Here is a 22,241-nt window from a genome sequence, read left to right on the forward strand (position 1 = left end):
CCATATCCCCCTGGGAGGGGGGACCGGCGTCCGCCACCCGGACCGACGGCCCGCGGTCTACGCCGACCGCGTCATGATCTGCAGCACCTCGAGCGTGCGCGGCGGCGCGTCCGGGTCCTCACCGTCGCTGGACGCCATCCGTACGTGCGCGTCGCGGGCCGCCCGCACCGCCTCCGGCCACGCCTGGTGGTCGACGTACGCGGAGACCGGGGCGTCGGGCCCGACCTGGTGCATGATCCGCAGCACGCGCAGGACGGCGGAGTCGACGAGGGCCGCCTCCTGGGAGTCGCGGAAGATCGTGCCGACGTATTTCTCGGCGGACCAGTTGTCCAGCCAGGTGTCCTCGACGAGGCGGTAGACGGCGTCGGTGACGTCCCCGTACCCGTCGACACCGGCCAGCCAGACGTTCTGCTGGAACACCGGATCGGAGAGCATGTGCAGCGCGGAACGCACGTTGCTGCGCCAGCGCCACCACGGCATGTCGTTCAGTGGCATGCCGCCCATGGTGAAGGAGCGACGGGGGCGACGGGAAGAGTTCTCCGGAGCTTGCACGGTCATCGATCGTACGTTCCTTGTCACACACACAGGAACGCCCCCCGTAATTCACCTCCAGGTCACCACTCGTTGACCGGGAGTCACTCCCGGGTTAGTGGTGTGGCGGAAGCGTGTGTGTACATGACCGGCAGTCGGCGCAACCGCAGCACCTTCCTCCCCACGATCACCCGGCCCGTCAGAGCCACCGCCAGGTCGGCGGCGGTGCTGCTGGCGTGCGCGTCGTTCGCGGCCGGCTGCGGGGTCATCCCCGGCACCTCTGGCTCCGCGGACTCCCCGATCACCGTCATGACCTGGGCGCCCTGGGACACGAACGCGACCAACAAACCCGGCATGCCCGCGATGGCGACCGCGTACGCGAAGTGGATCAACAAGCACGGCGGTCTCAACGGCCGCAAGCTCAAGGTCCTGACCTGCAACGACCACAACACCAGCGTTTCGGCGGCGAAGTGCGCCCGGCAGGCCGTCAAGGAGAACGTCGTCGCGGTCGTCGGCTCCTACAGCGAGTTCAGCGACTCGTTCTTCGCCCCGCTGGAGGGCGCCGGCATCCCGTACATCGGCGGCTACGGCGTGACGAGCGAGGAGTTCACCCGCGCGCTGTCCTACCCCGTCAACGGCGGCCAGCCCGCGCTGCTGGCCGGCCTCGGCAAGCAACTCGCCCCCGGCTGCGGCACGGTGACCCTGGTCCGGCCCGACTCCATCGCCGGCGACGACCTGCCCCCGCTGCTGAACGCGGGGCTCTCGGCGGGCGGGCACGCACCGGCCACCGACCAGCTCGCGGCCGACAACCTCACCGAGTACTCCCGGCAGTCGACGAGCGCGCTGGAGAGCGCGTCCGGCGGCAGCTCGTCGAAGGAGGGGTGCGTGGTGCCCTCGCTCGGGGACCGCACCGACACCTTCATGGACTCCTTCCGGCGCGAGCGCGAGGACTATCCCGCCGTGCGCACCGCGACCGTGCTCGGCAGCGTCGACCAGACCGAGATCAACTCGACGGGCGGGCAGTCCGGTCCGTACGAGGGGTCGTACATCACCGGCTGGTACCCGGTCGCGGGCGACCCGCGCTGGGACCCGATGAAGAAGGCCGTCAACGAGGTGGCCTTCGGCGACAACCGCATCGACCCGGCGGACGCGGGGGTGGAGACGACCTGGATCGCGTACACCGCGTTCAAGACGGTCGTGAACTCGCTGGGCAACGGTGAGGTGACCGCCGACACCGTACGGCGCGCCCTCGACGACGGCGTCAAGGTCACCACCGGCGGGCTCACGCCGACGCTCCGGTGGAGTTCCACGGACGAAGACGATCTCGCCTCCGTGGGCCTGTCCCGCCTGGTCAACGCCTCGGTGACCCTTCAGGTCGTACGCAAGGGCGTTCTGGTGTCGGCGAAGAAAGGCTTCTTCGACATGACGGGGACGCTGGAGAGCGCGAACCTCGACTGAGGTCCGCGCCCGTCCGTGCCTGCCTGCTCAGAGCTGGGTCGGCTGGCGCTGGGTGAGACCGTAGGTCTTCGCGATCGTGTTCCAGAGCGCGGCGGCCTTGGTCTTCTGGTTGCTGGCGACGCCGCTCGCCGCGTTGCCGGCCGCGGTCTGGCCGGTGGTGCGGGCCTGGCCCTTCTTGCAGCCGTGCTTGCCCGCGGCCTGGTCGGCCCAGGACGCGTAGTGGTTGTCGGCCGAGGCGGACGCCTTCCACGCGTTGGTGAGCGCGGTCGTCAGGGCCGCGTTGTCCGGCAGCTTGTCGACCGTCAACTGCGAGAGTTTCGTGACCAGTTCGGCGCGCTGCTTGGCCGCGTCCCGCAGGTCGGAGGCGGAGTCGCCGAGGTTGTCGCAGGCCTTCACATTGCCCACGGCACGGATCACCGAGGCCCGGCTGCTGCCGCTGTCGGCGAGCAACTTGTCGAGCGCGACGGCCTGTTGCTTGGCTGCGTCGCCGCCCGCCGAGGAGGAACCCCCGGTCGGGGCCGACGTCGCGGCGACCGTCTTGTTGTCGTCGCTCTTGCTCCCGCCACCGCTGAGCAGCGCCCCGGCACCGACCCCGAGGATCGCGATGACGATCCCGACCCCGGCGATCAACGGCACCCGCGAACGGCGCCCGCCCCGGCCGCCGTCGTCGTCCTGCCCGGGCGGGGCGTAGGGCGGTTCGGCGTAGGGAGGTTGGGCGTACGACGGCTGCGCGTAGCCCTGTTGGCCGTGACCCTGTTGCCCGTAGCCGGGCTTCTCGGCCTGTGGCGGCGGCTGTTGGAAGCGCGGCAGCTGCTGCGTGGACCCGGCCGGTGCCTCGCCGGTGCGGAAGAGGTTGTCGAACTCGGCCGGTGGCTGCCGGTCCTGCGCCCCGCCCGGCCGCCCCCCGTACCCGGGAGCGCCGCCCTGCGCGGGCACCGGCGGGAGGAACTGCGTGGGCTGCGCGTCGGGATGCGCGGCCGGCGGCATCGGCCCGGCGCCGCCCGGCATCTCGGGCGGCAGCGCCCCGGGCAGCACGGGCGGGAGGAACTGTGTCGCCCCCTCGTCCATCGGCGCGGCCGGGACCGGCGGCAGGAACTGGGTGGCACCCTCGTCGCCGGGCAGGTTGACCACCGGCGGGATGAACTGCGTCGCGCCCTCGTCGGCGGGCGGCAGCGGAGCGCTCGGGAACGCGGACGAGGAAGGGGAGGAGGACGTGGAGGCGCCGGGGGGCAGAGGTGCGGCGCCCGAACCGGAAGCTCCGTATCCGTAGCCGTAGTCCTGTGCGCCCGTTCCGTAGCCCTGTGCGCCCGCCGCGTACCCGGCGGGCTGCTCCGGGGCGTATCCCGGTCCCGTCGAGTACTCCTGCGCGTACGACTGCTGCTGCACGCCGTAGGCCGCGTGCTGGGCGCTCTCCTGGGGCAGCGCCCCCGGCTGGCTCGGGATGCCGTCCTGGGCGCCCCACGGGGAGGGCTGCTCGGGGGCGGCGCCCCACTGCTGCGGCGGTTGCTGTTGCTGCGGCTGCTGCTGTGGGTCCCCCCAGCCCTGGCCCGGCGGCGGGGCCGGGGTCCGCTGCTGGTGGTGCTGGGGGTCGTGCTGCTGGTCCGGGCCCCATGACCCGCCCCAGGCCTGGCCGCCCGGGGGGGTGCTCGGCGGCTGCCCGACCGACTGCTGGTTACCGCGTCCGCCCGTCATACCCGGAAGGAGGGGTTCACCTCCGTCGGAGGGCAGCACGATGCCTTCGCGCGCGGGCCGCGCCGAGGGCTCCTCGCCCTGTCCACTCTGCGTCACCGGGACTCCTACGAATGGGGGACCTACGGGATCGTCGGTTCACGCTACCGGGTACCCCGAGCCCGGTGCCACGCAGCACTGGACTGGACCTCTCCACTTGTGACCCCGGTAACAGTTCCGGCCCCTCATCCGCGCCAAATCCCGCTCCACGCCCTCCTTTCACCACCGGAAGCACCACCGAACGCTTCGTTCACTCCCTGTTCACGCGGCCGCCTGCAACTCCATCCGCGCCCCGAACTCCCGCACCACCGGCTCGTCCCGGTACGGCTCCAGGCGCTGCTGGAAGTCGTCCAGGTACTCGGCGCCCCGGTTGGAGCGCAGCGAACCGAGCAACTCCACCGCTTTCAGGCCCGTGTTGCAGGCCTGCTCGACCTCGCGCTGCTGCACCTGCGCGCTCGCCAGCAGGACGTAGCCGATCGCCCGCCGGCGCGCCCGCGACTCCGGGTGCCCGTCCAGGGACTCCTGCGCGCACCTGGCCGCCGCCTCGGCCTGCCCGAGGTCACGGTGGCAGTGCGCCAACTCGTCGGCGAGATACGCCTCGTCGAAGTGTCCGATCCACGCCGGGTCGTCCCCGGACGACGGATCGGCCGCGTCCAGCGCGCTCACCGCGCGCCCCGACGCCAGCTGCGCCGACCGCGCGTCACCCATCAGGGCGTGCCCGCGCGCCTCCGCCGCGTGGAACATCGCCTCGGCCCGCGGGGTCACGCGACCGCGCGCCCCCTCCTGCGCCGCCCGCGCCAACTGCGCGATCTCACGCGGGTTCCCGAGCTGTGCGGCGAGATGACTCATGGACGCGGCGAGGACGTATCCGCCGTATCCCCGGTCCCCGGCCGCCTGCGCGAGGCGCAGCGCCTGGATGTAGTACCGCTGGGCCAGGCCGGGTTGACCGGTGTCGACGGCCATGTAGCCGGCGAGTTCCGTCAACCGGGCGACGGCGGCGAACAGTTCACGCCCCACGGCCTCCCGGTACGACCCCGCGAGCAGCCCGGAGACGACACTGTTGAGGTAGTGCACGACGACCGGGCGGACATGCCCGCTGCCGTACTGGTGGTCCAGGTCGCTGAGCGCCTGCGTCATCGCGCGGACCGCCGCCACGTCGGACTGCCCCACCCGGGGCCCCGCCGCGCGCGCGACCTGCGAGTCCGGCGAGGAGATCAGCCAGTCACGGCTCGGCTCGACCAGCGCGGACGCGGCGACCGACGAACCGGACAGGAAGTCCCGCCGCCCCACGTCACTGCGCCACAGCTCACACACCTGCTCGATGGCACCGAGCACGGTCGGCGAGAACTGCAGGCCCACGCCCGACGCGAGGTTCTTGCCGTTGGCCATGCCGATCTCGTCGATCGTGACCGTACGGCCCAGTTTGCGGCCCAGCGCCTCGGCGATGATCGCCGGAGCGCGCCCGCGCGGCTGCTGTCCCCGCAGCCAACGGGCCACGGACGTCTTGTCGTAGCGCAGGTCGAGACCGTGCTCGGCGCCGCACATGTTGACCCGGCGGGCCAGCCCGGCGTTCGAGCACCCCGCCTCCTGGATGAGCGCCTGCAGCCGTTCGTTCGGCTGCCGCGCGACAAGTGGCCTTGCGGCCATGGCGTACCCCCTGGGAACAACCCCTGAAGCGAAAAGATCCGGCCGAGAAGATCAATGCCCAGCGAACATGGCGAAAATGCGAAGCATGTGAGGAATGCCGGGGTAAAAGCTGGTGCCCGCCCCTCAACTGGCTACCCAGCTACCGCCCTCGGTCCTCCCGCGCGCCCCCGCACATGCATCCATGCGCCCCAGTTGCGGAATCGATGCTCCTCCCCCGCGCGCGCTACAGCCGTAACCCGAGGTGGGTGCGGGAGTTGTGTTGGGCGTGGAAGAGACGATCGCGGGCACCGAAGCCGCTCAGATTCCGAAGCAGCGCGGGGAATCGCTGCTGGAGACAGCCGTACGCTACGCCGAGGAGCGCCACTGGGACGTCTTCCCCGGCACCTGGCTGGAAGCCGTCGACGGGGTGCAGCGCTGCTCGTGCGAGGACCCCGCGTGCGCCGCACCCGGCGCACATCCGGCGCGCGAGGACTGGGCGACCCAGGCGACGGGCAGTGCGACGGTCGCGCGGCGGATGTGGCAGAAGCAGCCAGGGGCATCGATTCTGCTGCCGACCGGGCGGACGTTCGACGCGATCTCCGTTCCGGAGACCGCGGGGTTCCTCGCGCTGGCGCGGATGGAGCGCATGGAGTTGACGTTGGGTCCTGTCACGTTGACGCCGGCTCGGCGGATGGAGTTCTTCGTTCTGCCGGGGGCGTCGGTGAAGGTGCCGGATCTGGTGCGGAAGATCGGCTGGTCTCCCGCCACTCTTGATCTCGTGGTGCTGGGTGAGGGTGGATATGTGGCTGCGCCGCCTACTCGGTTCGGGTCTCGGGGGGCTGTGCAGTGGGCCTGCCGGCCGACCGCTGCGAATCGGTGGTTGCCGGATGCGGAGGAGTTGATCTCGCCGCTCGCCTATGCGTGTGGGCGGGATCGGTAGCGTTGGCGGGTGCGGGTCCGGTGGGGGCTGGTCGCGCAGTTCCCCGCGCCCCTTCAGGGCGCCTCCCTGGCCGTAGGCTGCACGCATGACGTCTCCTGCCGTGCGCGTACACGGGCTCTGGAAGCGGTTCGGGCAGCAAGTCGCCGTTGCCGGGATCGATCTGGAGTTGCCTGCCGGGAAGTTCATCGGGCTGGTCGGGCCCAATGGGGCCGGGAAGACCACCACTCTCTCCATGGTGACCGGGCTGCTGCGGCCCGATCAGGGGACGGTCGAGGTCGTCGGGCACGACGTCTGGCGTGACCCCGTGGCCGTGAAAGCGCGGATCGGCGTGCTGCCGGAGGGACTTCGGCTCTTCGAGCGGCTCTCGGGGCGTGAACTCCTCGGCTACAGCGGGCGGTTGCGGGGGCTGCCCGGGGCCGAGGTCGACAAGCGGGCCACGCAGTTGCTGGACGTGCTCGATCTGGCGGGGGCGCAGCACAAGCTCGTCGTCGACTACTCCACCGGTATGCGCAAGAAGATCGGGCTCGCCGCCGCTCTCCTCCACAATCCCGAAGTCCTGTTCCTGGACGAGCCGTTCGAGGGCGTCGACCCGGTCTCCGCGCAGACCATCAGGGGCGTCCTGGAGCGCTACACCGCCTCCGGCGCCACCGTCGTCTTCTCCTCGCACGTCATGGAACTCGTCGAGTCGCTCTGCGACTGGGTGGCCGTGATGGCCGCCGGCCGCATCCGTGCCCAGGGCACCCTGGCCGAGGTGCGCGGCGAAGCGCCCACGCTGCAGCAGGCGTTCCTCGAACTCGTCGGCGCGGGCGCCCGTGACCACGGCTCCGACCTCGACTGGCTGGGCGGCGGCACCCGATGACCGACACCCTCACGCCCCCGGCCTCGATCACTCCCGTCGTCGTACGCCTGAAGCTGTCCCTGCTGCGCAACGGTCTACGGCAGTCCGGTGGCCGGCGGGCCGCGTATGTCGCGTCGGCGGTCGTGGCGCTGCTGTTCGCGGCGCTCCAGCTGCTCGGGCTGATCGCACTGCGCGGGAACACGCACGCGGTCTCCGTGGTCGTCATCCTGGTGGCGGTGCTGGGTCTAGGCTGGGCGGTGATGCCGCTGTTCTTCCCGTCCGGCGACGAGACCCTCGACCCGACCCGCCTGGTGATGCTGCCGCTGCGGCCCCAACCTCTCGTACGGGCGCTGCTGGCGGCCTCGTTGGTCGGCATCGGGCCGCTGTTCACGCTGGTGCTGCTGCTCGGTTCGGTGATCGCGGTCGCGCACGGCGCCGCCGCGTACGTCACGGCCGTCCTCGCCCTCGTGCTCGCGCTGCTGATCTGCGTGGCCCTCGCGCGGGCCGTCGCCACCGCCAACCTCCGCCTGCTGACCAGCCGGAAGGGCCGGGACCTGGCGGTGCTGAGCGGGCTGGTGATCGCGGTCGGCGCGCAGTTGGTCAACTTCGGTGCGCAGCGCCTCGGTTCGTCCGGACTCTCCCAACTCGAACCGGCGGCAGAGGTGTTGCGCTGGGTGCCGCCCGGGTCGGCGGTCGGCGCGGTGGACTCGGTGAGCAAGGGTTCGTACGGCCTGGCGATCATCCAACTGGCCCTGTCCTTGGGCGCTTTGGCGGCCCTGCTCTTCCTCTGGTCGCGCAGCCTCACCAAGTTGATGACCTCGCCCGACGGCTCCACCCTCCAGTCCGCCGAACCGGCCGCGAAGGACAAGGGATCCGCCGGCGGCCCGGCCCGTCTCCTGCCGGCCGGCCGCACCGGCACGGTCATGGAACGCAGCCTGCGCTACATCTGGCGCGACCCCAAGACCAAGGCCGCGTGGGTGACTTCACTCGCGATCGGTCTGATCGTGCCGGTGTTCAACGCGCTCCAGGGCACCGGCTCGGTCTACTTCGCGTGCTTCGCCGCCGGGATGCTCGGCATCCAGATGTACAACCAGTTCGGGCAGGACACCTCGGCGTTCTGGATGGTCGCGATGACGATCTCCACGACCAGGGACGCCTACGTCGAACTCCGCGCCCGCGCACTGGCGTTGCTGCTGATCACCGTCCCGTACGCGGCGCTCGTGACCGTCCTCACGACGGCGATGCTCGGCGACTGGCAGCGGCTCCCGGAGGTTCTCGGCCTCTCCTTCGCCCTCCTCGGCGCGATGCTCGCGACCGGCGCCTGGACCTCGGCCCGCTTCCCCTACTCCATCCCCCAGGGCGGCCACAAGAACGTCGCCCCCGGTCAGGCGGGCCTCGCCTGGATCTCCATCTTCGGCGGCATGATCTCGGCGGCCCTGCTCTGCTCCCCCGTCATCACCCTCACGATCTGGGCCAACGTGAGCGCGGACGGCGATCAGTGGAGCTGGGTGCTGCTGCCGGTGGGGGTGGGGTACGGGGCGGCGATCACGTACGCGGGGCTGAGGTTGGCGGCACCGGGAACGGCGAGGCGCCTGCCGGAGATCCTGGCGGCGGTCAGCAAGGGCTGACTTACGGCTTTTGCCTTTGTCTTTTGCCTTTGTCTTTTGCCTTTAGGGGCGCGGGGCTGTATCAATTTGCGGCTCCGCCGCGTGGGCGCGAGCAACCACGACGCACCCGCACCCGCCAAACAACCGAACTCCCCACCCCCATAGGCGATCTCACACCAGCACCCCATCAAGAAACGGCTCAATAGCCGCCCGCCAAGCCAACGGCTGGTCGTAGTGCACCAGATGCCCGGCGTCGGCAACCTCCGCATATTCCCCTCGGGGGAGAACCCGCACCATCTCCTGCGCCTCCGCCCGCCCCAACTCCCCGTCCAGCCCCCGCACGACCAGCGCGGGACACTGCACCTGGGCCAGCTCCTCCCAGTGCGCGTCGTACACCCACGTCTCCCGCGACTTCAGCATCTGCTCCGGCTCGAACACCGGCCGCCACCCGTCGGGAGACTCGTGCATGACCTCGGCGTAGAACTCCCCCCGGGACGGATTCGGCCGTTCCACCCACGGGTCGTCCTCGCCGAAGAACTTCCGCACATCGGCCAGCGTGGCGAAGGGCACGGGCCAGGACTTGAACCAGTCGGACCACTCCCGCTGCGAGGCCGCGCCCAGCGCGGAGGCCCGCATGTCGCAGATGATCAGCCCCCGTACGAGATCGGGGCGCTTCGCGGCGAGCTGCCACGCGGTGAGCGCGCCCATGGCGTGGCCGATGAGGACGACCGGGGCGAGCGCCAGCTGTTCGAGCGCGGCCTCCGCGTCCTCGACGTAGGCCTCACGGGTGAACGCCGCCTGCGGCGGCTTGTCGCTCTGGCCGTGGCCGCGCTGGTCGAGTGCGACCGCGCGGTGCCGTTCGGAGAGCCAGCGGGCGGTGGACGCCCAGTGCGAGGCGCGGCCCATCAGGCCGTGCAGTAAGAGAACTCCGGGTGCCCGCTCGATCTCCCCCGATTTGGGAGGGTCCGCGAACTCCCATGCGGCCAGGCGTACGCCGCCTGCTCCGGTCACGTCGATGCGCCGCGCCATTGGTCCTGGCACCCCCCTAGCCACGCTCTGCCGCTTGTGCCGTTCGTTCTTGCTGCTGTCTCTTCTCTTGCTCGTCTCTTCCTACAGGTCACGCCCCGCGCGTTTCATCACCCACAGGTTATCGAATACAGATTCGAAAATGCGGTCTCCGGCCGCAACACCCCTCGTTCGAGTGACCCCGCTCAAGGAATGATCGCCGCTGCCGAGGGGAGATCTTCAGCGGGAGGCGGACCGCTCGGGGAAAACGGTCCGAAGGGGATGACCTTGAGAGCTCGGGGCTCCGGGTCAGCACAGGGGAGGACAGGCCCCGGCGCCGCACGGCGCCGGGGCCCTCTCCACGTTCGCGGCACATCCTCCCGCCCCCTCACGGTCATATGCCTCTCGCGACAGCCTGGCACGCGAAGCGTCCCCGCGCTGCGATTCAGCGCACTGAATCTTGGAATCTCCGCGACCGGCGGAACGCCACAACTGCCTCTCCGGCCCCACGAGTTGACGACCCTGCCGGGCTCTGGGCGTGGTCAGCGCTTGGTCAGCGCTTGGCGACGAACACATGCGAGGCAATGTCCGAGTCCAGCTCGGCCGCCTCGCCGCCGCTGCCCACCAGCACCCCGCCCGCCGACTCCGTCACGCTCACCACCGAGCCGGGCTGCACGCCCGCGCGGCGCAGCGTGTACATCAGCTGGGCGTCCGTCTGGATGGGCTCGCCGATCCGGCGCACCACGACCGTCTTGCCGTCCAGACCCGGGTCCAGCTCGGCCAGCGACACCATGCCCTCGTCGAGGAACGGGTCCGCCCCGTCCTTCTCGCCCAGCTCCTCGAGACCGGGGATCGGATTGCCGTACGGCGACTCCGTGGGGTGGCGCAGCAGCTCCAGGACCCGCCGCTCCACGGCCTCGCTCATCACGTGCTCCCAGCGGCAGGCCTCGGCGTGCACCTGCTCCCACTCCAGGCCGATCACGTCGACGAGCAGACACTCGGCGAGCCGGTGCTTGCGCATCACCCGCGTGGCCAGGCGACGGCCCTCGTCGGTCAGCTCCAGATGGCGGTCGCTGGCGACGGCCACCAGGCCGTCGCGCTCCATGCGTGCCACCGTCTGGCTCACCGTCGGGCCGCTCTGGTCGAGCCGCTCGGCGATGCGGGCGCGCATGGGGACCACACCTTCCTCCTCCAGCTCGAGGATGGTGCGGAGATACATCTCCGTGGTGTCGATCAGTCCGGACATACGTGCCCCTCGATTACCTCTGCCCGAAGCTCGGCGGCTCCGCGGCGCGTGCGCTGGCCCTGGACTCAATTCTGACGCATCGCACTGACAACCGTGCCGCGCCGTTGAAACCAGCCGGTTACGGCCGCCCGCGGCGGCCCTGGAGACGTGCTGTCGCCGTATTGACATCCCCTTGGTCCAGACCGCACGGTGATCCGCGACACAAACTCACAGAGGGGGCTCCCGCATGAGCGACCGTACGCCGGCCGGCCAGTTCTTCGACGCCGCGATCACCCTGCTCCAGCGGGTCAGCGACGAAGAGGCCGACTCCGTCGGGGCGGCCGGCACGCTCCTCGCGGACACCGTGGCCGACGGCGGGCGCCTCTTCGCCTTCGGCGCCGGGCACTCCTCGCTCGCCGCGCAGGATCTCGTCTACCGCGCGGGCGGACTCGCCCTGATGAACCTCCTCGTGGTCCCCGGTGTCCTCGGCGTCGACGTCATGCCGGCCACGCTGGGCTCCGCCCTGGAGCGCGTCGACGGCCTCGCGGGCGTGGTCCTGGAGACGTCACCGCTGCGCTCCGGCGACGCCCTGGTGATCATCTCGCTGTCGGGGCGCAACGCCCTGCCCGTGGAGATGGCCATGAAGGCCCGCGCCCTCGGCGTCCGCGTCATCGGCGTCACCTCGGTGGCGTACGCCTCGGAGACGACGTCACGGCACACCTCGGGGACGTACCTCAAGGACCACTGCGACGTCGTACTCGACTCGAAGATCGCGATCGGCGACGCGGAACTCACCCACGACGCCATCCCGGCCCCCTTCGCCCCCGCCTCCACGGTCGTCACCACGGCCCTCCTCCAGGCCGTCATGGCGACGGCGGCGGCGACCCTGGCCGACCGCGGCATCGAGCCGCCACTGCTGCGCTCCGGGAACGTCGACGGCGGCCACGAGTGGAACGGCCGGGTCTTCGAGGAGTACCGGGACCGGATCTTCTACCAGTACTGAGGTGCCCCCGTGCTGAGGTGCCCCCGTGCTGAGGCACCCCTACGGCTTCTCGCCCGCCTCCGCCGCCAGGTCCAGGGCCGCCGCGATCCGTACGGCCACGTCCTCGGCGTAGATCGAGTCGGACCGTTCGAACGGGCTGCGGCCCGCCCCGCGCAGGAACGTCACCACACCCAGCGTCCGCCCCCGGCTGCGCAGTACCGCGCACAGCGCGTGCACGGCGTCCTGGGGCCACTGGCGGGCCCGGGCCCACTCCCGGGCCTGTTCGGGCGGGACGGCGCCGATGCTGGCCCGTACGGAGCCGACGCGTTCGACGCACTGCAGGGCGGGATGCCCCTCTCCGTAGCGCACGGGCAGCCCGGCCGCGCCGGTGAGCAGGCTGGGCCCCGGCGCCCCCGTGGGCGTGGCGGCGACCCGCACGAGTCGTACGGCCGCTGTCGGCGTGCCGTCGGGATCGTTCAACGATCCACCCACGACCCGATCGACAAGGGCGTGGTCGGCGAAACCGGCGAGCGCGAAGTCGAGGTGGACGGTGGCCGCGTCGCGCGGGTCCTCGCACTCGGCGGCGGCGCGTGCGGCCCGGTGCAGTTGCTGGGCGCGGAAGCGCAGCAGGGAGGCCTCCTGCTCGATCTGCTTGGCCTCGGTGACGTCCTGGAAGAGCCAGCCGACACCGAGCGGCACCGGTTCCTCGGTGAGCGGCGAGGCCAGCCGCAGGAACCCGCTCCGCCAGCAGCGCCGCAGATGCCCCTCGGGGGTCCGTACGCTCACCCAGATCTCGGCCGGTGCGGGCGGCGCGCCCTCGGCCAGCACATGCGTGAGCGCGGCCTCCAACTCCTCGACGCCTTGCGCCAGTAGCTCACCAAGAGGCCGCCCGAGGACGGAGGTTCGTCCGGTACCGAGCGCCCGCGCGGCATGCGCGTTGACGACGGCGGGCCGCAGATCGGCGTCGACGAGCACGACCCCCCAGGAGGCGTCCTCGAAGAGAGCCTCACTCAACGCGATCGACCTCTCGAGGTCGATCTGGGCATGCACTTCACTGAAGGCGCAGTAGACCCCGGCGGGCTTCCCGTCGGGCCCGCGCACGGCGGCGGACTGCGTCCGCACCAGCACCCGCCCACCGTCCTTCGTCAGGAGGGCGAACTCATTGACCTGCCGCCCGGGAGCCTGCATGGCGGACATCAGCCGCCCCTCGACCTCCTCGGCGTCCGCGGTCCGTACGGCCCACCCGGCGAGCCCGTGCCGTCCGACGGCCTCGGCCGCGGTCCAGCCGAGGATGCGCTCGGCCTCGCGGTTCCAGTGGGTCAGCACTCCGTCGGCGTCGAAGGCACACAGTGCCGCGTCCATGCCGTCCAGCAGGGCAGCCAGCAGGTCGGACCCACCGGGCCCCTCGGGACCACCGTCCCGCTCGGGCTCGTCGGGACCCAACTCGTCGGTGGTCCCACTACGCCGGGAAGCACTCACCTGGACCCCCTGCAGGCTGCGTCCGCGGACACGGAGCGTCGGTTCACTCACTCACCATCATTCAACTCGAACGTGACGCAGCACACACCGCGTTCCTAAAGATTGAGGGAATCGTTGTACGGCTCACCGCGCTGCGGACGACGCTGTCCCGCGACCGGCCCCTCCTGGAAGTCCTCGACCGCACCGCGGCCCTCGGCCTCCCCGACTGGTACCTGACCGCGGGCTGCCCCTTCCAAACGATCTGGAACACGGTGACCGGCCGTCCCCCTACCCACGGCCTCTCCGACATCTTCGACCTCGTCGTACGCCCGAATCCGGTCCGGGCACCACAAGAGGTCTACGAGACGAAGACGTCCCGCCGGCGGGAGCCTGCGGGAGTCCTGGCCGGAGCTGATGGTGCTGCCGTGGCCTATGCCGTCCGCGAAAAGCGGTTGATCGGTGGCCGACGGCTTCTTAGGGTGGCGAGTACTTCGGAAAGGAGGTGGTTCGGCAGATGTATGAATACCGGACGGAAGAGGTGACTGCGGGCTAGTGGCCCGCCGTCGTACTCGGTTCGGCGCCGGACCAGCGTGTGCGAGTTGCACGCAACCGGCCTAACCCAACGCAGTCACCCGACCCGCGAGCTCGCCGGTACGTCCGGCCGGCTCCCCCGCCGCGAGGCGGAGGGACCTGAGCTCGCGGGTCGCCTGCGTGTCAGGCGGGCGACGACCGTCGCGATCACGACCATCACCAGGCCGATTCCGCCGAAGATCAGGGGCAGCAGCCACAGGGAGACGAAGCCGTTGATGCGCGCGTCCTCCGGGGAACTGGCGTGGTAGAGGACCTCGACGCGGTCGCCCGTCTCGTACGACGGCGGATTCGAGCCCGTGGAGCTGCGGAACGTGCGCGGTGTGCCTCGTGCCGCGGTGAATTCGACGACCGGGTACGCCATGGGGCCGCTGTTCGTGCGGTGGGTGCGGGAGGTGCCGGTGCTGTGGCTGGTCCGCCAGTCCAGGGAGACGACCGTGCCCGGGGCGCGGTCCGCGCCTGTCAGGAACGAGATCGACACCCCGGCGAGAATCAGCCCGACGGTCAGGAACAGCGATCCGAACGTGGTCACTCCGACGAGGATCCATCGGCGGGCGCCCGGCCCGCCCCGCCCGCTCAGCTGAAACCGAAACCGCACGTCGTCCCGCCCCTCTCCCTCGCTCCTTCGGCCGAAGTCAGGGACCTTATCCCAGGTCCGGGGCCAGGAGAGGTCAGGGGCTGAGCCGCTCCACCCGCCAGCTGCCGTCCTGTTCGGCGGTGTAGCGGAGGCGGTCGTGGAGGCGGTTCTCTCGGCCCTGCCAGAACTCGACCGTCTGCGGGGCGATGCGGAAGCCGCCCCAGTGGGGTGGGACCGGGACCTGTTCGCCTTCGGGGTAGCGGGCGGCCAACTCGGCGTACGACGACTCCAGTTCGGTCCGGGAGGCGATCACCGAGGACTGGGCGCTGGCCCACGCGCCGAGTTGGGAACCGTGCGGGCGGGTGCGGAAGTACGCGGCGGTCTCGTCACGCCCGGTGCGGCGGGCGGTGCCGGTGACCAGGACCTGGCGGGCCATCGGGTGCCAGGGGAAGAGCAGGGAGACGTACGGGTTCACGGCGAGCTCGCGGGCCTTGCGGGACTCGTAGTTCGTGTAGAAGACGAAGCCCTGGTCGTCGTAGTCCTTGAGGAGGACCGTGCGGGAGCTGGGGCGGCCGTCGGCGTCGGCGGTGGAGACGACCATGGCGTTCGGCTCGTAGACGAGATCCTGGAGCGCCGCCTCCTCGAACCAGCGGCCGAACTGTGTCATCGGGCCGGCCGCCAGGTCGGTCTCGTCCAGTCCCGACGCCCGGTACTGCTTGCGCATCGCGGCGGGGTCGAGGCGGGGATCACGGGCGGCGGTATCGCGGGCGGTGGCTTCACCGGCGGTGGGATCGCGGTCGGTCACGGCGGTCATCTTGCCGTACGGCGGGTGCGGCCACGAGTTCGGGTGGCACTCAGTGCCGCACACCCTCCCCAGAGGTGGCACCCGGCGTTATGGTGCTGGTGTCTCTATCTTCGGCCCGCGAGTCACCGGTGACCGTGGAGCCACAGCATGAGGAGCCGCCTGATGTCCGACCCGGGCTTTGTACCTGGACTCGAAGGAATCGTCGCGTTCGAGACGGAGATCGCCGAACCGGACAAGGAAGGCGGCGCCCTGCGGTACAGGGGCGTCGACATCGAGGATCTGGTCGGGCATGTCTCGTTCGGCAATGTGTGGGGACTGCTCGTCGACGGCGCCTTCAACCCCGGGCTGCCGCCGGCCGAACCGTTCCCGATCCCGGTGCACTCCGGTGACATCCGCGTCGACGTACAGTCCGCGCTGGCCATGCTCGCACCCGTGTGGGGCCTCAAGCCGCTCCTCGACATCGACGAGGAGCAGGCCCGCGACGACCTCGCCCGCGCGGCCGTCATGGCCCTGTCCTACGTCGCCCAGTCCGCGCGCGGGCAGGGCAACGCGATGGTGCCGCAGCGCGAGATCGACAAGGCGCAGTCGGTTGTCGAGCGGTTCATGATCCGGTGGCGGGGCGAGCCCGATCCGAAGCATGTCGCCGCGGTGGACGCGTACTGGACGTCCGCCGCCGAGCACGGCATGAACGCGTCGACCTTCACCGCTCGGGTCATCGCGTCCACCGGAGCCGATGTCGCTGCCGCGCTGTCGGGGGCCGTGGGCGCGATGTCCGGGCCGTTGCACGGTGGTGCGCCGTCTCGTGTTCTCGGGATGATCGAGGAGATCGAGCGGACCGGGGATGCCGAGGCGTATGTGCGGCAGGCGCTCGACAAGGGTGAACGGTTGATGGGGTTCGGGCACCGGGTGTACCGGGCCGAGGATCCTCGGGCGCGGGTGCTTCGCCGTACCGCGCGGGAGTTGGGGGCGCCGCGGTTCGAGATCGCGGAGGCTCTGGAGAAGGCCGCGCTCGCGGAGTTGCACGCTCGGCGTCCTGACCGGGTGCTCGCGACCAACGTCGAGTTCTGGGCGGCGATCGTGCTCGACTTCGCCGAGGTGCCGGCGCACATGTTCACTTCGATGTTCACGTGTGCGCGGACCGCGGGGTGGTCGGCGCACATTCTTGAGCAGAAGCGGACGGGGCGGTTGGTGCGGCCTTCCGCGCGGTATGTGGGGCCTGCGAGTCGCGGGCCGCGGGAGATCGAGGGGTTTGGGGACATCGCCCACTGAGAGGGGTGGACCGGTTCGTGGACGGGTGCGGGTGTGTGGGGGCTGGTCGCGCAGTTCCCCGCGCCCCTAAAGGACTCGGCCCAAGGCGTGCTCCAGAAGTGCCGCCCATTGGGCCACGACTCGCTCCCTGCGTCCTCTGTCGTCTGTGAGCAAGTTGGCCAGGCCCAGGCCTCTTGCCATGTCCAGGAGGCCCTGGACCGTTTCCCGTACGCCCGGTCTCGACTCGTCCGCGTTCAGTAGGTCTACGGCGATGCGGTGGGTTTCTCGGCCTACCCTCGCCTCCAACTCCGTTACCCGAGGCCGGAGTTGGTCCTCGTTCGACGCGGCCACCCAGAGGTGTAGGGCCGCTCGGAACAGGGGGCCCGTGTAGAGGTCGACCAACGCCTCGACCACCGCTCGGCGGTCGTCCGCGCCCTCCGGGAACAGGGCCCGGAGGGCCGTGGAGCGTTCCTCGGCCACGTACTCCACGGCTGCCGTGAAGAGGTCTTCGCGGGTGGGGAAGTGGTGTTGGGCGGCGCCTCGGGAGACGCCGGCGCGTTCGGCCACGACGGAGACCGTGGAGCCTGCCCAGCCGTGTTCGGCGAGGCAGGACACGGCGGCTTCCAGGAGGCGCTGCCGGGTGGCCCGGCTGCGGTCCTGCTTGGGTCTGCGGTCGACCGTGCCCGTCGCGGGCGCCGCGCTCACACCAGCCATGCGGGATCCCGTCGTTCGAGGAAGGCCGTCATCCCCTCGCGGGCCTGCGCGGAGGCGAACAGCCGTGCCGAGAGCGCGGTCAGGTCGGCCGCGTCCCGGTCGAAGGTTTCCAGCACCCTAGCCGTGAGCAGCCGTTTCGTCTCGGCCAGGGCCTCGGGGGCGGAGCGGCGCAGGCCGTCGAGGATCGGGGCGAGGGACTCGTCCACGTCCTCCCCCGCCGTCGTCAGCAGGCCGATGCGGGCCGCTTCCGGCGCGTCGAAGCGTTCGCCGGTGAGGTAGTAACGGGCGAGGGCGCGGGGGTCCGTGCGGGGCAGCAGCGGGAGGGAGATCACCGCCGGGGCGACCCCGATCCGTACCTCCGTGAACGCGAAGCCGGCCTCCCCGGAGGCCGCCGCGATGTCGCAGGCCGCGAGGAGGCCGAGGCCGCCCGCCCGTACGTGGCCGGTCACGCGGGCGACGACCGGTTTGGGCGTCTCCACTATCTGACGGAGTACGGCCACCAGGGCGTCCGGGGGCGGTGGGTTCCGTAGGTCCGCGCCCGCGCAGAACGTGTTCCCTGTGTGGGTCAGCACGATCGCGCGTACGTCCGTGTCCTTTGCGCAGTCGGCCAGCGCGTCCGCCAACTCGGCCACCAGGGGCGCCGAGAGCGCGTTGCGGGTGGCCGGTGAGTCCAGGCTCAGGGTCTCGATGCCGCGTTCGCGGGTCCGTCCGATCAGGGTCATGAGCGGCCTCGGAGTTCGCGGCGCAGGATCTTGCCCGAGGCGGCGCGCGGGACGGCGTCGATGAAGGTGACGCGGCGGACCCGCTTGTAGGGGGCGACGCGTTCGGCGACGTACATCATGACCTCTCCTTCAGTCATTTCGGGGAGGTCTACGGCCGCCTGCTGGCGGACCACGTACGCGTGCGGGACCTCGTTGTTGTCCTCGTTGTACTCGCCGACCACGGCCGCGTCGGCGATGCCGGGGTGGGTGAGCAGGAGGGCCTCCAGTTCGGCGGGGGCCACCTGGAAGCCCTTGTACTTGATGAGTTCCTTGACCCGGTCGACGACGAACGTCCAGCCGCCGGCGTCCACATGGCCGACGTCCCCGGTGTGCAGCCAGCCGTCCGCGTCGATCATCGCGGCGGTGTCGTCGGGGCGGCCGAGGTAGCCCTTCATCACCTGGGGGCCGCGGATGAGGAGTTCGCCGGCCTCCCCTATGCCGAGATCCTTGGCGGGGTCGTCGAGGGAGACGATCCGCATCTCGGTGCCGGCGATGAGTTTGCCGACCGTGCCGGGGGGTGCCGTGGGCATGTCCTGGACGGGGACCACGTGGGTGCCCGGGGACAGTTCCGTCATGCCGTAGGCCTGGCCCACGGGCGGCAGGCCCAGGCGCTGCGAGCAGGCGGCGGCGAGGTTCGCGTCCAGGGGTGCGGCGGCGCTGATGATGTACTTCAGCGACGAGAGGTCGTACTGGGCGACCGCCGGGTGCTTGGCCAGGGCCAGGACGATCGGCGGGGCGACGTAGAGGCCGGTGATGCGGTGGTTCTGGATGGCCGCGAGGAAGGTTTCGAGGTCGAAGCGCGGGAGGACGACGACCGCGGCGCCCTTGCGCAGGGGTGCGTTCATCAGGGCCGTGAGGCCGTAGATGTGGGTCAGTGGGTCTAAAGGACACGCGAGCATCTGGCCCCCTCTCCGTCCGCTGAAGTGCGACGTTCAGAGAGTGGCAGCGGGCACGAAAACAATCAAGCGTGCCTGCATGGTTCGTGCTCTAGCGGTCGGCCCAGGGGTCAGGCTCCCACACGGGGTGGAACTCATACGAGCGGTTGAGGCTCCATTGCGCGCCCCGGTCGCTCTTGGTGCTGGTGACCACGAAGCGGCGTAGAACCTGCCGCAAAATGGCGTTCTTCTCTACGGGGGTGATGGTGTCCCACTCGGCGAGCAGGCCGACGACCAGCGGGCGGAAGTCTGCGCGGTCTGGTGTGGCCTCGTCGTCGGCGACCGCTTGCAGATCCTTGACCAACACACCTTTTCGGTCTAGCAGTTGGTCGCGCACCTGCGCGAACGTGTCGGCCGGATACTTGTCCGGGTCGAGGACGTGATCGGTGGTGAGCCGAACGAGTGCGTCATCGATCTTGGCGAGTTCGGCCTGTAGACGTGCGCGAGCCTCAGCGGCCTGCTGGCGTGGGTCTGGCGGCGGGGTGCGTTGTGGGGGGACGGCGGCCGGCGCGTTGTCGATGCCGTCGGCGACGTCGCGCGTGAGCCAATCGCGTATCTCCTTTTCCACCTCGTCCCGGCGTACGTACATGCCGAGCAGGCATTCGGACTTGCCCTTGTTCTTGTGGTTGTAACAGGTGAGGGTGTCACCACGTCCGTAGCGGCTGGAGCGGGCGACGGCCGACCCTCGGCAGTTTCCACAGCTTCCAATGCCGGTCGTTGAGTACGTGGCACGGCGGGCCCGCGGGGGCGTCGCCTTCACTTCCTTACGGTGCTGTTGGTACTCCTCCCACTGGTCGGGCGCGATAAGCGCCGGTTGGGCACCGGCTATGTAGATCATGCGGTCGGCCTTGCAGCCGTCGAAGTAGTCGCGGCCTAGGCCGCATGTGCACTCTGGGTCATGAACACGGAGCAGGCCGGCCCCGAATCCTGAGTCGAGATACCGCTGCACCGTGTTGGGCGCCCATCGGTTTCCGCGCGTGGTCGGGATGCTCATCTCGTCGTTGAGCCAGTGAGCGAGCATGGCGAACCCTTCGCGGGCGATCTTCCTCTCGTACAGTTCTGTGCCGACTGGTCCGAGGTCGGGGTGTCGTTCGTACCGTTCTTCTTGCAGGCGGATTCCGCCCTGTGCCGTGGGGTCGGGCACTCGTCTTGGGTGCCAGATGTACCCGAAGCGCGGCCGACCGGTGGCGGGGAGTTTCAGTGCGCGCCGGTGGGCGTGTGTCTCCTTCCATTGCTCGCCGGCGCGGTCGCTTTCGAATACAGCGAGGTCAAAGAGGATGGCGCGGTTGAAGCGTCCTACGGCGGTTCGCGCGTCGACGTCTTCGGTGGCCGAGGCGAGTTGACCGCCGGCGTGTTCGAGTCGGGCAAGGTTGACGGCGATGCCGAGATCATTGCGGCCGAATCGGCTGAACTTCCAGACGGCGATGCCGACGGGTTCGCCGCGCTCGACTTGCTCTATGCCTTGCATGATCTTGCGTTTGAAGTTCCGGCCGGTGGCGTCGAGGTCGACTATCCAGCCGATGATGCGCCGCCCGGTTCGCTTGGCCCATGCGTTGATGGCCGTTTCTTGCAGCTCAGGGCTGATCTTCTCTTCCTTCCACGTCGAAACGCGGATGTACCCGAGCCAGGGTTCGCCGATGTGCGGCGTTGCCTGAAAGGTGGGTGGTATCAGGAGGTCGGTCACTGTGCCTTCCGTTCGGTGTGTCGAACGCGGTTCGGGTTCAACGTGATCACGTTGCCCGCATCCCGCTCGGCGCGGTCCTCCCGGTTGCCCGGCGTGGGCGGGGTGGGTGCGTCGAGCAGGCCGCGGGCGACGTGGTCAAGGGCGCGGTTGTATCCGGCGCGGTCGGCGTCGGCGAGTTGGTCGTCGGTGACGCGCTGGGAGTTCTGCACAGTGCGGATGATGGTCAGGGGAAGAGCGGCGAGGACGATGAACAGGCCGGTCCCGAACAGGTCGTCGTTGTTGCCGAGTAAGCCGACAGCGCCCGCGCTGATCCCCACCGCGAGCAGGGTGAAGGCGAATACGGGCATGTATCGGTGGGTCACTGTGCTGCCTCTCCGTGCGGTTAGTTCTCGGCGATGCGTCCCTCGCCGTTCTCGGCGCGCTGCTCTCGCAGGGTGGCGGTCATGTTGACGAAGAGGCGGCGTGACTGCGGGTCGGTGATGCCTAGTTCGTCGGCAGCGGTTTCGGGTGTTAGTGGGTCGGTGCGGGTGGGGTTGCGGACGTCGTGCAGCTCGCGTGCGCTGAGCACGCCGGCGGCGACGAGCACCTCGGCGAGGGGCAGGCGGAGGGCGGCGGCAATCGCCTGAAGTGTGCGTGTCTCCGTGACGGCCTGCCCCCGCAGAATGCGGCTGACGGTGCCGCCGCCGAGGCCGGCGTCTTCGGCGAACCTGCTTTGGCCGCCCCCTCTGGGCTTCAGGTCGTAGCCGCGTTGCTCAAGCTGGCCCTTGAGCCAGGCGCCGAACTGCTCCGGCGTCGCGAGGTCGCTCTCGCCCGAGTTCGTATGTTCCATGGATGGAACATACCGTCCGTGGAACGTAGCTACCAGGCGACCATTCCAACTCGCCCGAAGCGTGCATGTTTAGCACGGTTCACCCCCAATGAACTGCGGCGATGCACTCGAACAGGTGACCGATTGTTGTCGGGCATATGCCGAGTGTCAACAGCATTCGGCAAGTGCTTTCCGTACAGGCGTTCGACTCATCCGCCACATCAGCATGTTAACGTTCCATCCATGGAAGGAAGTAATCCATCCATGGAAGGAAGGTGCTCATGTATGACCGCGCCGCCCTGATCGCCGCCGCCCGACAAGCGGGGGACCGCACTCCGTCAGACACGGCACGACGATTGACGGTTGCACGCACCACCGCATGGCGCTTGTGGAACGGACACACGGCCCCAAGTGCCAACGTAGCGGCGGCAGTTGAAACGCACTACGGCGTTTCCGCCGGGCAGTTGATCAAGAAGGCCGCCGCATGACCGGCCACGTGATCCCCCGCGAGCAGGCATTCGCCAGCGCCCGCCGGGTCCTCGACGCCGCACGGGACCGCCGCGACCGCGACCGCGCCGCCGGCCGCCTCGCCCCCGAGGCCGAACTCGTCTTGCGCCGCCTCGAACGCCAGCAGCGCCAGCAGGCGCCCGCCGTCGAACGCCGCGCCGCCGCCTGAAGCCCCCGAGGGCCGCCCGGATTACGCCCGAGCGGCCCTCTCACGAC

Annotated in this window: 21 protein-coding genes and 2 pseudogenes; 9 read left to right on the plus strand and 14 right to left on the minus strand. The window is 70.2% G+C overall.

The annotated features are described in order from the left end of the window. Positions 1-57: 57 nt before the first annotated feature. Positions 58-558: a hypothetical protein gene (locus tag JHN45_RS31170; RefSeq protein WP_200715011.1), complete on the minus strand. Its 501-nt coding sequence runs from the start codon at positions 556-558 to the stop codon at positions 58-60. Positions 559-675: 117 nt separating this feature from the next. On the opposite strand from JHN45_RS31170, the gene JHN45_RS31175 reads away from it, so the two are divergent. Beyond that, entirely contained in the window at positions 676-1,989 is a 1,314-nt protein-coding gene (locus JHN45_RS31175) for an ABC transporter substrate-binding protein (RefSeq protein WP_200715012.1), read from the plus strand. 27 nt (positions 1,990-2,016) lie between these two features. Here the strand turns inward: JHN45_RS31175 and JHN45_RS31180 are convergent, their stop codons facing one another. Next, positions 2,017-3,777, minus strand: coding sequence for a hypothetical protein (locus JHN45_RS31180; RefSeq protein WP_201051986.1), 1,761 nt, complete (start codon positions 3,775-3,777; stop codon positions 2,017-2,019). Positions 3,778-3,978: 201 nt separating this feature from the next. Beyond that, complete coding sequence (locus tag JHN45_RS31185; protein ID WP_200717061.1) at positions 3,979-5,364, minus strand: transcriptional regulator; 1,386 nt, start codon at positions 5,362-5,364, stop codon at positions 3,979-3,981. A 265-nt stretch (positions 5,365-5,629) separates the two neighbouring features. On the opposite strand from JHN45_RS31185, the gene JHN45_RS31190 reads away from it, so the two are divergent. The 3 genes from JHN45_RS31190 (at position 5,630) to JHN45_RS31200 (ending at position 8,749) form a co-directional block, all read left to right on the plus strand. Continuing rightward, positions 5,630-6,283, plus strand: coding sequence for a bifunctional DNA primase/polymerase (locus JHN45_RS31190; protein WP_201051988.1), 654 nt, complete (start codon positions 5,630-5,632; stop codon positions 6,281-6,283). A gap of 85 nt (positions 6,284-6,368) precedes the next feature. Next, on the plus strand, positions 6,369-7,142 hold the full coding sequence (locus JHN45_RS31195) for an ABC transporter ATP-binding protein (RefSeq protein ID WP_201051995.1): 774 nt from the start codon (positions 6,369-6,371) through the stop codon (positions 7,140-7,142). Then, positions 7,139-8,749, plus strand: a complete 1,611-nt coding sequence (locus JHN45_RS31200) for a transporter (protein WP_201051997.1) — start codon at positions 7,139-7,141, stop codon at positions 8,747-8,749. Before JHN45_RS31195 ends, JHN45_RS31200 begins: the two co-directional genes overlap by 4 nt. Positions 8,750-8,899: 150 nt before the next feature. On the opposite strand, the gene JHN45_RS31205 is transcribed toward JHN45_RS31200, so the two are convergent. Together JHN45_RS31205 and JHN45_RS31210 are read right to left on the minus strand one after the other, a co-directional pair. Next, positions 8,900-9,757 carry an alpha/beta fold hydrolase gene (locus JHN45_RS31205; RefSeq protein ID WP_201051999.1) on the minus strand — a complete coding sequence of 286 codons (858 nt, stop codon included), beginning with the start codon at positions 9,755-9,757 and terminating at the stop codon, positions 8,900-8,902. Between the two features lie 529 nt (positions 9,758-10,286). Then, positions 10,287-10,979 carry a metal-dependent transcriptional regulator gene (locus tag JHN45_RS31210; RefSeq protein ID WP_019075666.1) on the minus strand — a complete coding sequence of 231 codons (693 nt, stop codon included), beginning with the start codon at positions 10,977-10,979 and terminating at the stop codon, positions 10,287-10,289. A 226-nt stretch (positions 10,980-11,205) separates the two neighbouring features. On the opposite strand from JHN45_RS31210, the gene JHN45_RS31215 reads away from it, so the two are divergent. Then, on the plus strand, positions 11,206-11,961 hold the full coding sequence (locus JHN45_RS31215; RefSeq protein ID WP_200715393.1) for an SIS domain-containing protein: 756 nt from the start codon (positions 11,206-11,208) through the stop codon (positions 11,959-11,961). Positions 11,962-12,000: 39 nt separating this feature from the next. Here the strand turns inward: JHN45_RS31215 and JHN45_RS31220 are convergent, their stop codons facing one another. Beyond that, on the minus strand, positions 12,001-13,419 hold the full coding sequence (locus tag JHN45_RS31220) for a PAS domain-containing protein (RefSeq protein ID WP_201052001.1): 1,419 nt from the start codon (positions 13,417-13,419) through the stop codon (positions 12,001-12,003). 101 nt (positions 13,420-13,520) lie between these two features. On the opposite strand from JHN45_RS31220, the pseudogene JHN45_RS31225 reads away from it, so the two are divergent. After that, positions 13,521-13,854 (plus strand): annotated as a pseudogene (locus JHN45_RS31225) (nucleotidyltransferase family protein). A 172-nt stretch (positions 13,855-14,026) separates the two neighbouring features. On the opposite strand, the gene JHN45_RS31230 reads toward JHN45_RS31225, so the two are convergent. Next, a complete protein-coding gene (locus tag JHN45_RS31230; RefSeq protein WP_200715391.1) occupies positions 14,027-14,518 on the minus strand; it encodes a DUF3592 domain-containing protein in 492 nt (163 codons plus the stop codon). Positions 14,519-14,657: 139 nt separating this feature from the next. Further along, positions 14,658-15,377 (minus strand): pyridoxamine 5'-phosphate oxidase, encoded by a 720-nt coding sequence (pdxH, locus tag JHN45_RS31235; protein ID WP_374192803.1) that lies wholly within the window; start codon positions 15,375-15,377, stop codon positions 14,658-14,660. 153 nt (positions 15,378-15,530) lie between these two features. Between pdxH and JHN45_RS31240 the strand changes: the two genes are divergently transcribed. After that, on the plus strand, positions 15,531-16,637 hold the full coding sequence (locus tag JHN45_RS31240) for a citrate synthase 2 (RefSeq protein ID WP_201052003.1): 1,107 nt from the start codon (positions 15,531-15,533) through the stop codon (positions 16,635-16,637). Between the two features lie 66 nt (positions 16,638-16,703). Here the strand turns inward: JHN45_RS31240 and JHN45_RS31245 are convergent, their stop codons facing one another. From JHN45_RS31245 to JHN45_RS31270, 6 genes and pseudogenes are all read right to left on the minus strand, one after another. Beyond that, positions 16,704-17,330 carry a TetR/AcrR family transcriptional regulator gene (locus tag JHN45_RS31245; RefSeq protein WP_200715389.1) on the minus strand — a complete coding sequence of 209 codons (627 nt, stop codon included), beginning with the start codon at positions 17,328-17,330 and terminating at the stop codon, positions 16,704-16,706. After that, positions 17,318-18,052, minus strand: a complete 735-nt coding sequence (locus JHN45_RS31250) for an enoyl-CoA hydratase family protein (protein WP_200715388.1) — start codon at positions 18,050-18,052, stop codon at positions 17,318-17,320. The genes JHN45_RS31245 and JHN45_RS31250 overlap by 13 nt, the downstream gene beginning before the upstream one ends. Beyond that, positions 18,049-18,969, minus strand: a pseudogene (locus JHN45_RS31255) (AMP-binding protein); the annotation flags it as partial. The pseudogene JHN45_RS31255 and the gene JHN45_RS31250, both read right to left, overlap by 4 nt. Positions 18,970-19,078: 109 nt before the next feature. Further along, the gene (locus JHN45_RS31260; RefSeq protein ID WP_307783238.1) at positions 19,079-20,710 is read right to left on the minus strand and encodes a recombinase family protein; all 1,632 of its coding nucleotides are present in this window, start codon (positions 20,708-20,710) and stop codon (positions 19,079-19,081) included. Continuing rightward, positions 20,707-21,057, minus strand: coding sequence for a hypothetical protein (locus JHN45_RS31265; protein WP_201052005.1), 351 nt, complete (start codon positions 21,055-21,057; stop codon positions 20,707-20,709). The genes JHN45_RS31260 and JHN45_RS31265 overlap by 4 nt, the downstream gene beginning before the upstream one ends. Before the next feature lie 35 nt (positions 21,058-21,092). After that, complete coding sequence (locus JHN45_RS31270; protein WP_201052007.1) at positions 21,093-21,539, minus strand: helix-turn-helix domain-containing protein; 447 nt, start codon at positions 21,537-21,539, stop codon at positions 21,093-21,095. A 260-nt stretch (positions 21,540-21,799) separates the two neighbouring features. On the opposite strand from JHN45_RS31270, the gene JHN45_RS31275 reads away from it, so the two are divergent. Continuing rightward, positions 21,800-22,006, plus strand: coding sequence for an XRE family transcriptional regulator (locus tag JHN45_RS31275; RefSeq protein ID WP_201052009.1), 207 nt, complete (start codon positions 21,800-21,802; stop codon positions 22,004-22,006). After that, entirely contained in the window at positions 22,003-22,194 is a 192-nt protein-coding gene (locus JHN45_RS31280; RefSeq protein ID WP_201052011.1) for a hypothetical protein, read from the plus strand. Before JHN45_RS31275 ends, JHN45_RS31280 begins: the two co-directional genes overlap by 4 nt. The last annotated feature ends 47 nt before the right edge of the window (positions 22,195-22,241 follow it).

Origin of the sequence: Streptomyces sp. MBT53 (genome assembly GCF_016654115.1) — a bacterium.
GTDB lineage: Bacteria > Actinomycetota > Actinomycetes > Streptomycetales > Streptomycetaceae > Streptomyces.